The sequence below is a fragment of the Nocardia sp. NPDC003726 genome (genome assembly GCF_053586955.1).
This window is the reverse complement of the sequence record NZ_JBSFNF010000009.1, coordinates 119,421-134,846: the sequence shown is the minus strand read 5'-3', so window position 1 is coordinate 134,846 and position 15,426 is coordinate 119,421. Positions and strand designations below refer to the sequence as shown.

Annotated in this window: 8 protein-coding genes; 3 read left to right on the top strand and 5 right to left on the bottom strand. The window is 70.1% G+C overall.

Features of this window, described 5'->3' with window-relative positions; all coding sequences use genetic code 11:
• Window positions 1-4: 4 nt before the first annotated feature.
• Window positions 5-334, top strand: coding sequence for a hypothetical protein (locus ACWDMM_RS14725; protein WP_195080138.1), 330 nt, complete (start codon window positions 5-7; stop codon window positions 332-334).
• Between the two features lie 112 nt (window positions 335-446).
• Here ACWDMM_RS14725 and ACWDMM_RS14720 read toward each other — a convergent pair whose 3' ends face one another.
• From ACWDMM_RS14720 to ACWDMM_RS14710, 3 genes are read right to left on the bottom strand one after another with little or no spacing between them, the layout of a single operon-like run.
• On the bottom strand, window positions 447-1,130 hold the full coding sequence (locus tag ACWDMM_RS14720; RefSeq protein WP_449937796.1) for a hypothetical protein: 684 nt from the start codon (window positions 1,128-1,130) through the stop codon (window positions 447-449).
• Between the two features lie 9 nt (window positions 1,131-1,139).
• Complete coding sequence (locus ACWDMM_RS14715; RefSeq protein ID WP_195080140.1) at window positions 1,140-2,537, bottom strand: condensation domain-containing protein; 1,398 nt, start codon at window positions 2,535-2,537, stop codon at window positions 1,140-1,142.
• Window positions 2,538-2,568: 31 nt separating this feature from the next.
• On the bottom strand, window positions 2,569-8,976 hold the full coding sequence (locus ACWDMM_RS14710) for a type I polyketide synthase (RefSeq protein WP_357105656.1): 6,408 nt from the start codon (window positions 8,974-8,976) through the stop codon (window positions 2,569-2,571).
• Window positions 8,977-9,241: 265 nt separating this feature from the next.
• Between ACWDMM_RS14710 and ACWDMM_RS14705 the strand changes: the two genes are divergently transcribed.
• Window positions 9,242-11,449, top strand: coding sequence for an MMPL family transporter (locus ACWDMM_RS14705; RefSeq protein WP_449937791.1), 2,208 nt, complete (start codon window positions 9,242-9,244; stop codon window positions 11,447-11,449).
• Between the two features lie 159 nt (window positions 11,450-11,608).
• Here ACWDMM_RS14705 and ACWDMM_RS14700 read toward each other — a convergent pair whose 3' ends face one another.
• Window positions 11,609-13,027 (bottom strand): MFS transporter, encoded by a 1,419-nt coding sequence (locus ACWDMM_RS14700; RefSeq protein ID WP_195080143.1) that lies wholly within the window; start codon window positions 13,025-13,027, stop codon window positions 11,609-11,611.
• The gene (locus ACWDMM_RS14695) at window positions 13,024-14,034 is read right to left on the bottom strand and encodes an alpha/beta hydrolase (RefSeq protein ID WP_357207197.1); all 1,011 of its coding nucleotides are present in this window, start codon (window positions 14,032-14,034) and stop codon (window positions 13,024-13,026) included. Before ACWDMM_RS14695 ends, ACWDMM_RS14700 begins: the two co-directional genes overlap by 4 nt.
• A 185-nt stretch (window positions 14,035-14,219) precedes the next feature.
• On the opposite strand from ACWDMM_RS14695, the gene ACWDMM_RS14690 reads away from it, so the two are divergent.
• Window positions 14,220-15,215, top strand: a complete 996-nt coding sequence (locus ACWDMM_RS14690) for an alpha/beta hydrolase (RefSeq protein WP_195080145.1) — start codon at window positions 14,220-14,222, stop codon at window positions 15,213-15,215.
• Window positions 15,216-15,426: the final 211 nt, after the last annotated feature.

The window sequence follows — 15,426 nt, the reverse complement described above, 5'->3', positions numbered from 1 at the left end:
GACGGTGCCTCCGCAGCAAACCGATCCCGTCGCCGCGCCTTTTCGGTCCCTCACCGGCACTGCCTGGCTGTTGCGGCGAAAACTCCTGCGGGGCCGCTACGGCACCAACCTGTTCGGATTCACGGTCTACGATCTGGCGATCGACCTGCCGTTCCTGCCCGCCCATCCGACCTTCGGTCTCACCGGCCCGCACGGCCGCGCGGACAGCCCGCCGATCGAGGGCACCCTCACCAACGGTGGCGCCAGTTGCACCGGAGGCGGCCGGGGCGCCCTGTTGTGCACCTCGAAGGGCCACAGCTTCAGCTTCGGCTGGTCGGGCACGCAGATCAGCTGACCGAGGAAGCCGCCCGGCCCGCGCGCAGTGCGGGCCGGGCGGCATGTTCATCGCGCCCCGCCGCACCTCCCGCATCGCCCGACATGTGCACCGCCTTCCGGACCCCGCGGTGCTACGCGACCAGTTCCATCAGCCCGCGTGGATCCCACGGCATCGGCCCGGTCGGGAAGCTGAGCCGCGCCAGCCGGTGCGGCGGGTCCGCGTCGAAGTGGGCCACCGCGGGCGGCAGGAATCCGCCGATCACCTTCTCCACCATCGTGTTCAACCCGGACAACCGCGGCCGTAGCCGTACCTGCCAGCTGGTGATGCGCCCGGCCGGTACGTCGACGACGGTGCGCTGCTCCACTTTCGCCCCGAGCGGGACGTGGACAGAGAAGGCCAGCCACAGATCGACGCACTCCTCGGCGCCCTCGGCGAAGTCGAGGCCGCGCAGCAATGTCAGGCCACCGGCGAGCGGCATCACGTTGGCCGGGAAGGGCGCGATACCGCCGCCGAACTGAAGGTGGGTGGTGCCGATGAAGTTGGCTTCCTCCCGGCTGACCACCGCGGCGCCCGAGCGGGTTTCGGCGCGGTAGCGCTCGGCCGACAACCGGTCCCCCGAGCGCTGGAACCGCTGCTCGACGGTCATCGCGAAGTTCGCGTGCCCGAGACCGACCTCGAGCATCGAGCGGTAGCCGTCGCCGTCGTGCGACACCACGCTGATCAGGTCCAGCTTCGGCGGCCGGTCGGCGACGGTGACGGTGTAGACGGATTTCTCTCCGTCGGGGATCCCCGGATCCCGGAATGCCGTGTGCACAGGTCCTCCTCACCGTGTCTTCCCGGCCGCCGCCGCGAACACCGCTCGCAGCGTGGCCACATAGCGCTCGACGGAATCGTGCGCCACCGGCGTGTCCGGGTAGATGACGCTCAGCGTGGTCTCCGACGCGAGCCGGTTGATCCAGATCAGCACCTGCTCGGAGGCGGCCCGATTGGCGTACAACCCGCACGACGCCAGGTCGAAGAACTCGTTGCCGAGCAGTTCTCTGGCGTCGACGTAGGAGATCATCGGCGTGGACCAGCCCGGTTTCAGATCCAGATCGGAGTCGGCGGGCAGCAGTTCCACCACGCGCTGGAACGAGGTGGGGGCCAGGCGAAGGCCATTCTCGTAAGCGTGCTGCGCGAGGGCCGCGGCTCGGCCGAAAGAGGTGGCAGACCCGAGCGGGAAGGCCACCGGAAGCAACGTCACATACCAGCCGACGGACGCTCGTTCGGCCGCGGAGCTACGGGTGCTGACGGGCGTCATGCCGAAGTAGTAGTCGCTGTCGACGAGCTCGCGCTCGGCCAGCGCCGCCGCGGCGAAGATGCCGCCGACGAACTCCGCGCCGTTGTCGCGGCAGACCCGCTCGAACCGCAGCGCGGTGTGCTCGTCGAACAGCGTGACCGTGCGGTGCGCGCTGCGGTTGTAGACATCGGTGCGCCTGCCCAGATTCAAAGGAAAAGAGGGCAGTTCGCCGTCGTTTCCGCGAATCAGCTCCAGCCACTTCTGCACGCCGGGCGAGGCGAGCGTCATCCGGCCGGTGTACTCTCGCTCGGCGGTGCAGTAGTCGAGATAGCTGGCCGCGGGTTGCAGCATGCCGACGTCTTCCCACACCTCGCGCAGGTACAACAGCGCGAGGTCGAACCCGGACAGGTACTGGCCGAATCCGTCGGTGTGCAGATGATCGACCGCCAGGTAGACCGTCGTGGAGTCCTCGCGTTCGATCGCCCCGAAGGTGAAGCAGTCCCAGTCGAAGGGCCCCGGCGTGGTCTTCTGCACATGGTCGCGGATGGCCCTGGCCTCGTCCACGTGCCCGTAGTCGACGGGCACGAAATCGACGTCGCCGGCGGGCACGAGGTGCCGTTCGATCGCACCGGCGGCGTCGACCCGGAACCAGGTCCGGAAGGTGTCGTGGCGCAGCAGGAACGCGTTGACCGCCCGCGTCATCGCGGCACGGTCCAGCCCGCCGGCCGGGATCTCCGCGGTCACCAGGCACAGGCCCGAGTACCGGAAATCCGCGTCGGCGTGCCGATCGGCGAGGCGCAGATACTGCTCCTGCTGGTGCGAGGGCGGGGCCGGGTGCACCGGCGCCCGCCGGGCGCGCGCCACCGACTCCGGTGACGCCACCCAGCTGACCAGCCGGCCCGGCCCCGGCTCCCATTCATCGATCAGCCCGAAACGGACCACGGGAACTCCTCGTTTCGACGACGGCGGCCGGTCACGGCTTGGCCCCGGCCGCCAGCAGCGCCGGAACCGGTTCGGGCGCTGCGCCGTTCGACGCAGACGCCGGGGCCGGATCCGCGACCGGCTGTGCCTGACCGGACTCCGCGGCGAGAATCAGCTCCGCCACCTTCGGACCCGCCTGCTCGAGGCTGAACGACCGGCCCATCTGCAGCGACATCAGGTCGATGCCGAGCGTCTTGGTGACCCGCGCCCCCAATTCCACCGCCATCAGCGAATCCAGCCCGAGTTCGGGCACCGGAACGGTCATGTCGATGGACTCGACCGGCACGCCCATGACGACGGCGAGTTCCTCGGCCATCTTGCGGGCGACGAAGGCTCCGCGCTTGCCCTCTTCGATCGCGGCCACCTCCGCCCGCAGCCGGGCCAGTTCGGAGGTGTCCTTCGCGGAGGCCTGCGCGAGCGCGGTCGTGCGCCCGGTGCGGGTCAGCTGTGGGAAGGTGCCGGTCAGCTTGGCCCAGTCGGTGGGGATGATCGCCGCGCGGGCCACGCCCAAGCGCAGCGTCTGCTCCAGATAGGCGGTGGCGTCGGCCATGTCGATGGGGTCGAAGCCGACCAGATCGAGGTACTTCAGGGCCGTCTCGTCGGCGGCCATGCCTCCCGTCGCGCCGGACAGGTGCCCCCAGCCGACGCACAGCGCACGCTCGCCGGCCCGGGACCATTCCTCGGCCAGCGACTCCACCGCCACGTTGGCCGCGCAGTAGTTGTACTGACCGTAGATGCCGTACATCGAGCCGCCCGAGGAGCACAGCACGAACATGTCCAACCGGATGCCCGCGTCGGCTACGGCCCGATGCAGCACCCTCGCACCGTGCACCTTCGGGCGATACACCCGTGCCAGCTCGTCGAATTGCATGGCGGCCAGCCGATTGTCGGCCACCGCGCCCGCCGCGTGGAACACTCCGCGCAGCGGGTGCTCTGCGCTGTGCGACCGCGCGACGATCGCGGCGACCGCCTCCGGATCGGTGACGTCGGCCCGTTCCTCGACCACCTCCACGCCTACCGTTCGCCACGCCTCCAGCTGACGGCGGGCCTCCTCCGTGCTCGCGCCGCCGCGGCCGAGCAGAACCAGCCGCCGCGCCCCGCGCAGCACCAGCCAGCGCCCGATGGCCATCCCGAACCCACCGAAACCGCCGGTGACGAGATAGGTCGCGGCGCTGTCGATCTCGATCTCCGGCAGGTACGGCCGCACCGCAGGGGTGGGTGAATCCATGCGCAGCGCGATCCTGGCCAAGCCGGTGGAGCGGATGGTCTCCTCGAAGGCCCTGCCCACCTCGTCGGTCTCGAACAGCCTGTAGGGCAGCGGCTGGTAGGTGCCCGCGAGCACCTTCTCGTAGACCCGCTGCAGCAAACGGGCCAGCCGCTGCGCGTCGACGGCGACCAAGCGGTCCAGATCCATCGAGAAGTACGCCAGGTTCTTGTCGAAGTTCGCCATCTCCAACAGGCCGCCGGTGTAGATGTCGGCCTTGCCGACCTCCACGATGCGCCCGAATTCGGCGACGGCGTTGAAGTTCTGGCGCAGGATCTCCCCCGGCGCGCTGCTGAGCACCACCTCGACGCCCTTGCCTCCGGTCAGCTCCAGCACGTCGTCGACGAAGTTGAGCGAGCGCGAGTCGATCGCGTGATCGGCGCCGAGGGCGAGCACGTGGGCGCGGCGCTCGTCGGTGCTGGCGGTGCCGATGATGCGCGCCCCGCGATCCTTGGCCACCTGGATCGCGGCCGTGCCGACACCGCCGGCCGCGCCGTGGATCAGCACCGTCTCGCCCGGTTCCAGCCGGGCCAGATCCAGCAGCGCGTACTCGGCGGTGCCGAAGGCGATGGTGCTGGTGCAGTAGGCCGGATCGGCGTCGGCGGGCAGCGGGATGGCCAGTTGCCGGTCGACGACGACGTAGCGCTGCATCATGCCCTTGGCGGCGACGGCGACCAGATCCCCCACCGTGACGTCGGTGATCGCGGCGCCGACCCGCACCACCTCGCCGACGCCCTCCATTCCGGGCACGGTGCCGAAATAGGTCGGCGCCAGTTCGCGCTCGCCGAGCAGTCCGATGACCTTGAGCGGGTCCTTGTAGTTGAGGCCGATGATCTTCATCCGCACCTCGATCTGGCCCGGTCCCGGTTCGGGCCGCGGGCACTGCCGCCACGCCAACGCCGACAGCAGGCGCGTGCGGGGCATCTCCAGTGCGAAGTTGGCTTCCGGGTCGGTCAGCGGCTCGGCGGTGTCGAGGGCGTCGAGGCGCTCCTGCAACGGCTTGGTCACCATCGGGACCCAGCGCTTGCCCGCGCGCAGCACCACCTCGTCGAGGTTGTCGTTCCAGAAGGCGCCGGGCACCGCCAGCTCCCCGATCAGATCGCCGATCGCGGTGTCGGGTTCGACGTCGATCAACCGCCAGCGCAACGCCGACTGCTCGTTCAGCAGCACCCGGCGCGCACCGGCCAGCGCGGCGTGATTCGAGTTCGGCGGGACCGGGCTGTCCGGCAGGGCGAACGCCTGTTCGGTCACCAGGGTGGCATGGCACCGCCCGTCCCCGAAGACGCTCTGCGGCCCCTGTTCGGTGGTCTCCGGGTGCACGAACTCGTCGAGGGCCACCGCGATCCGCTCCAGGGTCCACAGATCGGCCACATCGTCCTCGACCCCGCCCGCGACCACGCAGACGTGCAGCCGGTCGGCGCCCTCCGCCTTGGCGGCCGACAGTGTCGCGGCCAGATCGGCGGCGAGTTCGCGGCCCGCCACGCCTGCCACGTAGAGCCGGGAGCCCGGGAGCGCGGCGGCCAGTTGCCCCGCCCGCGTGCAGCTGCTGCCCAGCGCGATGATCACCGTGGACACCGAATCCTGCGGCAGGGCGGCGGGATCGATGGCGTCGCGCGGTTCCAGCGTCTCGGTGTAGTAGAAGTCGACCATCCGGTGCAGCGGATCCTGGCCCGGCGCCAGCGCGCCGATCTGCAGGCCGCTCAAACGCATCACGAGGTTGTGCTCGTCGTCGAGCAGGTCCACGTCGGCGCGCAGCCTGGCCCGTGGGTCGCGCCGCGCGACCACGGTGATCCGCTCGGGCAGCGGCGCGACCAGCCGCACCGCCGCGACACCGACCGGCACCAGCGTGCCCTCGTCGATCCTGGCGTCGGCGAACAGCAGGGCCGCGGACTGCATCGCGGCATCGACCACCGCGGGGTGGGCCAGATGTCCGGAGTCCGCGGCGATGGCGCCGTCGACGGTGGCCACCACCGCGTCCGCGCCGACGCGCACGGAGGTGACGCGGCGGAAAGCCGGTCCGTACTGCAGTCCCGCCGCGGCCAGGCCGCTGTAGAACATGTCCGGGTCGACGTCGAGACCGACGTCCAGGGTGGGCACCGTGACCTTGGTCGGCTTGTGGCTGCCGGTCAGCGTGCGGCCGAACGCGTGCACCGTCCAGGCCGTCCCGGTCGCCGAGCGCGATCGGATCAGGAACCGGCCGCTGGCCTCCTCGACGGTGAGCGCCACCAGCGGCACGTCCGGCGCGCCCATGATCAGCGGGGCCACGAACCGCACCTGTTCCAGCGCGACCCGTTCCACGCCGAGCCGGGACGCCGTCGCGCTCAGCGCGGCATCCAGGTACGCCGCGCCCGGCATGATCTTGACGCCGTTGACGACGTGGTCGGCCAGCCACGGCAGCAGCTCGGTGCCGACCTGCAGCAGCCAGTCCGGACGGCCCTCCACGTCGGGATCGCCGAGCATGGCGTAGGCGCCCGGTGTGCCGAGCCGGGCCTGCTCGAACAGCGGCAGCGCCGCGTGCAGCCGGGTCCGCTGCCACGGATAGCGCGGCAGCGGCACGTGCGGGGTGGCGGGATGCCGCGCCGGGAACAGCTCGTCCAGGTCGAGCACGCCCGCGCCGTAGAGGCCGATGAGGGTGCGGCGGATGCTCACCGAATCCGGCTGCTTGCGATCCAGCGTCGGCACCGTCGTGCCGTTGACGTCCGCGCCGAGCAGCGCTTCGCGGATATTGCCCGAGAGCACCGGGTGCGGGCCGACCTCCAGGAAGACCCGGTGGTCCGCGCCGATCAGCTTCGTGACCGCGTCGGCGAACAGGACGGGCTGGCGCACGTTCGCGCACCAGTACTCGGCGTCCCACTCCGGGCCGAGCACCGGTTCGCCGGTGACCGAGGAGTACAGCGGCACGGTCGGCGCCGCAGGCGTCAGCCCGGCCAGCGCCGTGCGCAGCTCGTCCAGGATGGGGTCCATCAACCGGCTGTGGTACGGCACCTCCACGCGCAGCCTGCGCGCGAAAACGCCGTCCTCGGTGAGCTTCTCGGCGAGCGCATCGAGGCGGTCGGCATCACCGGACAAGGTCAGCGAGCTCGCGCTGTTGATCGCGGCGACATCCACCCGCTGGTCGTCGCCGACGAGCTCGCGGGCCCGCTCCGGCGACATCCCGACCGCGAGCATGCCGCCCGAACCGGCGGTCGTCGCCTGCAACCGGGCCCGGTGATAGGCCACCAGCACCGCGTCGCGCAGCGACAGCATGCCGCTCACGTAGGCCGCCGACACCTCGCCGACGCTGTGCCCGACCACGGCCGCGGGCCGGATGCCGTACTCGGCCAGCTCCCGCACCAGCGCCACCTGCACGAGGAAGTTGGCCGGCTGCGCCACCTCGGTGCTGGTGACCCGTGACTCCTGCTCGGGCCGCAGCAGCTCCTCGATGATCGACCACCCGGCGACCGAACGGAACTCCGCGTCGACCGCCTTCGCGGTGTCGGCGAAAACACCCTCGCCGCTCAGCGATTCGCGCGCCATCCCCCACCACTGCGGGCCCATGCCAGAGAACACGAACACCGGTTCGGCCGTCCGCGCCACGATCGTGCGCGCGGCGTCGCGGCCCTCGCCCGCGGCGAACGAGCGCAGATCGCGCACCAGCTCGGCGGTGTCGCCGAGGAGCACGCCCGTGCGGTACTGGTGGTGCGCCATGCGGGTCCAGGCGGCCTCCGCCAGCCGTTCCGGATCGGCGCCCGCGGCGATCAGATCCCCGAACCGGCCGGCCAGCGCACGCGCCGCGCCGGTGCTGCGCGCCGAGATCGGCAGGACGCCGAAATGCCTCGCCGGCGCGACAGGCGGGGTAGAGCCCTGCCGGAACTCCTGCAGGATGGCGTGGGCGTTGGTGCCGCCGTAGCCGAAACCGTTGACCGCGACGGTCATCGGCTCGGCGTCGTCCGGCAGCGCCTCCGCCTCGAGCTGCACGTGCAAGCCCAACTCGTCGAACGGGATGTCGGGGTTCGGTGTGTCCAGCCAACCCTGCGGCGGGATGGTGCGATGCCGGATGGCCAGCGCCGCCTTGATCACGCTCGCGATACCCGCCGCGGCCTCGGTGTGCCCGAGGGTCGACTTCACGGAGCCGACGCCCAGCGAACGGGTGCGCCCTGCCGGCGCGCCGAACACCCGGCCGAGCGCGCGCAACTCGACCGGATCCCCGACCAGCGTGCCGGTGCCGTGCGCCTCGACATAGGTGATCGCCTCCGGCGCGAGCCCGGCACGGTTGCACACCGAACGGGCCAGCGCCTCCTGGGAATCGGCGTTGGGGACGGTGATCGCGGTGGTGCGGCCGTCCTGATTGGAGCCGGTCGCCTTCACCACCGCGTAGATCCGGTCGCCGTCGCGGACGGCGTCGTCGAGCTTCTTCAGCGCCACCATGCCCGCGCCCTCGCCGCGCCCGTAGCCGTCGGCCGAGGCGTCGAAGGACTTGCAGCGGCCGTCCGCGGCCAGGAAGCCGCCCTTGCACATCAGGACGAAGGTCTCCGGTTGCAGCATCACGTTCACCCCGCCCGCGAGCGCCACCTCGCAGTCGCCGTTCTCCAGCGCCTGACAGGCCAGATGAAACGCGACCAGCGACGACGAGCACGCGGTGTCGACCGTGAGCGCGGGGCCGACGAGGTTGAGCGCGTAGGCGATCCGGTTGGACAGCATGGTGTAGGACGCGCTCGCCGGAGTGTGCATGTCGGTGTGGAACAGGGCCGGGCCGACCACGCCGATCACCGACTGGTCCACCACGAACCCGCCGACGTAGACGCCGATCGATCCGCCCGCCGCGCGCCGCGCGATCCCGGCGTCGTCGAGCGCCTCCCAGGTCACCTCGAGCATCAGGCGCTGCTGCGGATCCAGCACGGTCGCCTCGCGGGCGGAGATGCCGAAGAAGTCCGGGTCGAATTCCCACGGGTCGATCGTCATGAACGCCGCGCGCTTGGTGTAGCTGCGCCCCGGCGTCCTCGGTTCCGGATCGTAGTAACGGCGGTAGTCCCAGCGATCGGCCGGCATATCGACCACGCCGTCCCGTTTGTCCAGGACGAATTCCCAAAAGGTGTCGGGCGAGTCGATTCCCCCCGCAAACCTGCAGCCGATGCCGACAATTGCAATATCCGACATGCACATCCTCCGGGTCGGATCCAGTTCGACCGCCATTCTTTTCCGGCGATCGGCGAATTAGATTGTGCGCAGCTGGCGTCCGGCCCAGCGTAACGGCCGCCACACCGGCAGGCGCGGGCTCAGGGAGACTTCACAACCGGCCGGTGAATCGAGTTGTGGCATCTCGAAATTCTGGATCGCAAGCCGGTGAAATGCGTTGATATTGCTAGGTTTCACCTGTTCCCGGCCCTCGCCGAAATACGATGTCATCGGTTAGGAGGCGGCATTGTTCGCCGAGTTCACGCACTGGACCGATATGCTCGTCCGGCGGCGATTCACCGTCATCGGGGTCGTCGTCGCCGCACTGCTCGCGCTCGGCGGGTACGGCCTCGGGCTGGACGAACATCTCAGCGTCAGCGGGTGGAACGATCCGACCTCGGAATCGGCGCGGGCGGCCCGGCTCAAAGACGAGGCGTTCGGCCACGATCACATCGCCGATGTGCTGTTGCTGTATCGCGCCCCGGCAGGCAGGACGATCGACGATCCCGCCTTCGCCGCCACCGTCGTGGGCCACTTGAACAGCCTGCCGCAACGCTTCCCTGACCGGATCACCAAGATCAACGCGACCTACTGGCCCACCGACACCGGGCTGCACCTGCCGGATGTCTTCGGTTCCCAGGACCGCGAGTACGCGTTCGCCTCCGTCGCCATACGCGGCAGCGATGACACCGAGATCATGCGCAACTATCGAAAGGTCGCCGATCAGTTCCGGATACCTGGCATCGAGATGGAGGTCGCGGGCGGGCAACCGGTCGCGGCCGCCCTCAACGACACCATGGCCCACGACCAGCGCCGCATGGAGCTGTTCGCCGTGCCCGCCGTGGCGGTGCTGCTGTTCTTCCTGTTCGGCGGCGTCGTGGCGGCCGCGCTGCCGCTGATCGTCGGCGGGCTCACCGTGCTGGGGGCGTGGGGAGTCATTCGGGCCATGACCACCGTCATGGAGGTGAACTCCTTCGTCTCGCCGGTGGTCTCGATGGTCGGCCTCGGCTTGGCCATCGACTACGGCCTGTTCATCGTGAGCCGGTTCCGTGAGGAGCTGGCCGACGGGCGCGAGCTGCCGCAGGCGGTGCGGCGCACGGTCGCGACCGCCGGGCGCACCGTGGTGTTCTCCGCGACCATCGTGGTGGTCGCCGCAGGCGCCATTCTGCTGTTCCCACAAGGTTTTCTGCGCTCGTTCGCCCTCGGCGCGATGGTAACGGTGGCGCTCGCGGCGCTGATCTCGATCACCTTGCTGCCCGCCATGCTGGCCGTGCTCGGCCCCCGCGTGGATCGTCTGGGTTTCAATCGGTTCCACGCGCGGCGGGCGAGCGACCGCGAGGCGGACAATCCGTGGGGCCGCGTCGCCGGGTGGGTCATGAAAAGACCGCTGGCCGTGGCGGTTCCGGTGGTGGCCATCCTGGTGCTGCTCATCGCCCCGGTGCGCGACGTCGCGTTCGGCGGTATCTCCGAGCGTTTCCTGCCGCCGCGGCATCCGGCCCGCACGGCGCAGCAGCACTTCGACCAGGTCTTCCCGCTGCGGCAGATCAATCCGGTCGACCTCGTGCTGATCACCCACAACACCGCCGATATCGACGGGGTGGTCGCGCGGGCGGGCCTGGCTCCCGGACTCATCGCGCCGTTCCCGCGCGCGGTGCAGGGACCGGCGCATCCGAGCGTCTTCACCACCTCGACCGTGCTGCGGGACGCGCACGAGGCGAACGCGACCATCGACTATCTGCGTTCCATGCCGGTGCCGAAGGGAACGACCGTGCTGGTGGGCGGGCAGCCCGCGGTCCAGCGCGACAGCGTCGACGCGCTGCTGCGCCGGATGCCGCTGATGATCGCGCTGGTCTTCCTCGTCACCACCGTGCTGATGGTGCTCGCCTTCGGCTCCCTGGTGCTGCCGCTCAAGGCCGCGCTGCTGAATCTGCTCGGGCTCGGCTCCACACTCGGCATCCTGACCTGGATCTTCGTCCAGGGCCACGGCGCTGACCTGCTGGAGTTCACCCCGCAGCCGATCATGGCGCTGGTGCTGGTGCTGATCGTCGCCGTGATCTACGGGCTGTCGACCGACTACGAGATATTCCTGCTCGCCCGCATCGTGGAGGCACGGGCGGCGGGCGCGACGACCACCGAGGCGGTGCGCACCGGCATCGCGCGCACGGGCTGGATCATCACCGCCGCCGCCCTGATCCTGCTGGTGGTCACCGGGGCGTTCGCCTGGTCGGATCTGGTCATGATGCAGTACATCGCCTACGGCATGGTCGCGGCGCTGTTCATCGACGCGACGATCCTGCGCATGCTGCTGGTGCCCGCCACCATGCGCCTGCTCGGCGACGCCTGCTGGTGGGCGCCTTCCTGGCTGCGGCGCGTCGTCCAGCGCGGCGGGCCGGGCGGGACCTCTAGCGAACCGGAGACCCGCACCGAAGCCGTCCACGGCTCCGAGCGCGCCTAGCCTCGGCGGAGGTTTTGTGTTCGGCCGAGCCATGGACGCTGCGCGCGGGCATCGCGCCGTCTTCGGCGGCAGTGCCGGCGCCCACGCACCACTGAGAAGGAGAACTTCGCGATCGGGCCATGATCGGGTGGGGCGCCGGGCGGAATCGCGTAGCCGGGGTCAGCCCGCGATCGACCAGCTGAACGGACTCGTAGCCGCCCGCGCGCGGTCCGGCAAGGCCCGCGTGAGCACGGCGAGGCCGAAAGCCGCGGCGGCGATGGCCGCGAGCATGACCATGCTGCCCGAGAGCGTGTGCGCGCGGAAGAACAGCGCGCTGAGCACCGCCAGTCCGACCGAATTGCCGATCTGCTCGATGGTGGGGAGCACGCCAGAGGCCTCGCCCATGGCCCGATCGTCCAACTCCGCCAGCATCAGCGGCTGCAGCGGCACGCCGAACACGCCGACGCCGAACCCCGCGAGAAACGTCGGCCCAAGTACCAGCGGGAGGTTGACAGCGCCGTCACCCACATACAGGTAGCCCACTCCCACCGCGACGCATCCGCCGAACAGCGCGATCCCTGCCGACAGCGCCAGATTTCCCCAGCGCCGAACCAGCAACGGCGACAGCACCGCACCCGCGCCCGCGCCGAGCGCGAACGGCGTCATCGCGACGCCGGTGCGCAGCGCGGAGAACCGCAGCACGTCCTGCAACAGGATCGATACGGTGAACACGAACGCGGTGAACAGCCCGAAGAAGATCGCGACCAGGGCCGATCCGACGGCGAAGCCCCGGTCGGCGAACAGGTCGAGCCGCACCAGCGCCCGACCGCCGCGGCGGCGCGTCGCGCGCTCGTGTGCCACGAACACCGCGCCCAGCACCACCGCGGCGGCGATGTACACCCCGTGCACCGGGCGCCAGCCCGCCTGCTGGCTGTCGGACAAGGCGAACAGCAGACCGAACAGCGCCGCGGTGGCCACCACGGCGCCGCGCGGATCCAGTGGTTCCCGATCCGTCGCCGGGCCCGGCCGCAGGTAGCTCGCGGCCAGCGCGATCGCCACCACGCCCAGCGGCAGATTCATCAGGAAGATCGCGTGCCAGCCGAGCCCGAACGGGTCCACGGTGATCAGCGCGCCGCCCAGGATCGGGCCGAGCATCCCGGCGAAACCCGCTGTGGCGCCGTACACGGCGAAGGCGTACTGATGGTGCTCGCGGCGGAAACTCGCGGTGATGATGGCGATGGTCTGTGCCGCCATGCCCGCGCCAGCCACACCCTGAACGATCCGCGCGAGCACCAGTTCCGTAGCGGCGGTGGACATCCCGCACCACACCGAGGCCGCCGTGAAGGCCACCGCCGACCACAGGAACATCCGCCTGCGTCCGACGATCGCGCCGACGCGAGCGGCGGTGAGCAGCACGCAGGCGAAGGCCAGCGAGTATCCGGCGACCACCCACAGCTGCTCCGACCGCGACGCCCGCAACTCGGCGGTGACGACCGGCAGGGCGGTGTTGACGATCGTCACGTCGATCATCTGCATGAACACCGAGATCAGGCAGGCCCCGAACGATCCGAGCGCCACCGCGGCCTCTTTGCGGGTCATCGCAGCGCCGCTTCCATCATCGGCCACGAATTGTGCAGATCCTGATGCCAATAGCCCCAGGAGTGGGTGCCGTTCGGCCGGAAATCGAAGGTCGCCGCGACACCCAACTGGCGCAGCCGGTCCTGCAACTGGTGCGTGCACAGGTTCGCCACCGCCTCCAGCGGCGCCCCGATCACCAGTTGGTAGAGCAGTTGCGTGAAGTCGCCACGCGCGCCGTCGAGGTTGTCGATCGGACCGGGCAGCCCGGTTCCCGTGGAGACGTAGATGGCGGTGCCGCGCAGCCGTTCGGCGTGCAGGTAGGGATCGTTGGCGCGCCACGCGGGGTCGGTCGGTGGCCCCCACATGTTCGACACCGTGCCGCGCTGCTGGGTGACCACCGCCTGAACCACCGCCTGACCGGCGGGATCGCTGGTGCGCACGCAACCGCTGTAGGAACCGATGGCCTTGTACAAACCCGGTGCCGCCATGGCCAACTGGAACACCGAGGTGCCCGCCATCGAGATGCCCGCGATGGCGTTCGTCCCGGTGCCGTTGAACGTGGCGTCGATCAGCGGCGGCAGCTCCTTGGTCAGGAAGGTGGACCAGCGCTGCCTGCCGAGGACGGGGTCGTCGCTGCGCCAGTCGGTGAAATAGCTGCCCGCGCCGCCGAACGGGATGACCACGTTCACCTGCTTGTCACGGAAGAAATCGACCAGATCGGCGCCGTCGAGCCAATTCCCCTCCGATCCGCCGTCGGCGCCGTTGAGCAGATAGAAGGTCGGCGCGGGCAGGTCCGGATCGGCCGCGCGCAGCACATGAATCCGGGTGGTGCTGTTCATCGCGGCCGAATACACCTCGAGTTCGGATTGCCGGTCGGATTCGAACCGGGTTTCCACTATGCGTGAGCCGTCCGCCGCCGCGACCGATTGCGGTGGATCGGCACGGACCGGCTGTGCGCCGATCAACGCGTAGGACAAAATGAGGACCGCGGCGATCACCGCGCCTGTTCGATGCGAATATGCGGACATGTCGACTCCTGGCCCCGGGTAGGAGGGCTCGAATTCGCAGTCAACAACATCGGGTGGACAGGTCGCCGGATTTTCCGGCGATTCTGTGTGCGATACCAATTCCCTGCGGCGGCCATTTGCCGGATTTCCCAAATCGGGCGTGCGGCCATTGCGGTCCCGGTGCGGCGAAACCTAGCGTCGAGCGCATGGCGTCCCGTCGACCGTGCCGCAGCTCGCGCGGAACCGCCTGGCGCGCAGGCATCTTGGCGCTGTCGATGCTGATGTGCTCCGGCAGCCCCGCGAGCGCCGAGCCTGCCCCGATGACCCGTGCGCACGGGCGCGCCGTCGAATTGACCGTCTTCTCCCCCGCGATGGCCGCACCGGTGTCGGTCGTCGTGCTGCCCCGCCCGGACCCGTCCCGCCCCGCTCCGGTGCTGTACCTGCTCAACGGCATCGACGGCGGCACCGGCGGCGACGGCTGGACCGACCGGACCGACATCGACCGGTTCTTCGCCGACCAGCAGGTGACCGTGGTGGTGCCGGTCGGTGGCGCGGGCAGCTATTTCACCGACTGGCGCGCCGACGATCCGGTCCTGGGCCGCCAGCGCTGGACCACGTTCCTCACCCGTGAGCTGCCCTCGCAGATCGACGCCACCTTCGGTGGAAGCGGCGCCAACGCCATCGCCGGAGTCTCGATGACGGGCACTTCGGTCTTCCAGCTGGCCATGGCCGCACCGGGTTTGTACAAGGCCATCGGCTCCTACAGCGGCTGCGTGCGCACCAGCGATCCCGCCGGGCAGGCCATGGTGGCCACGATCGTGACCGCCGAGGGCGGCACGGTGTCGAACATGTGGGGACCGCCGGGTGATCCGGCCTGGACGGCCAACGATCCTTACGTGCACGCCGATCGGCTGCGGGGCACGACGATCTACGTGGCCGCAGGCAACGGGCAGGCCGGCCCGCTGGACCAGCCGCACAGCACGGGGATCGACGGCAACGCCACCAAGCTGGTGGACCAGCTGGCCATCGGCGGCATGCTCGAAGCCGTCTCGGACCGCTGCACCCGTGCCCTGCGCGACCGCTTCCAGGAACTCGGCGTCCCCGCCACCTTCGATCTGCGCGCCAGCGGCACCCACTCCTGGGGCTACTGGCAGCAGGACCTGCACAACAGCTGGCCTTTGTTCGAATCGGTTCTGCGCTGAGAACTTCGCGAACCGGGCGCCGGCTTCGCTTCGGAACGCCGCCCGGGCGCGCACGCTGTACTCGAGCGGTAGCCGGCATCAGCACATCGCAGGGCTGCCCGGTTCAGGAGCTGCCCTGCTGGCCGCGTTCGCCTGTACCGGGCCGGACGAGCGAAGCCGAGGTGGATGAATGTGACTTGCGCCACTTCATGTCGGATCTGAGCGCCGGCGC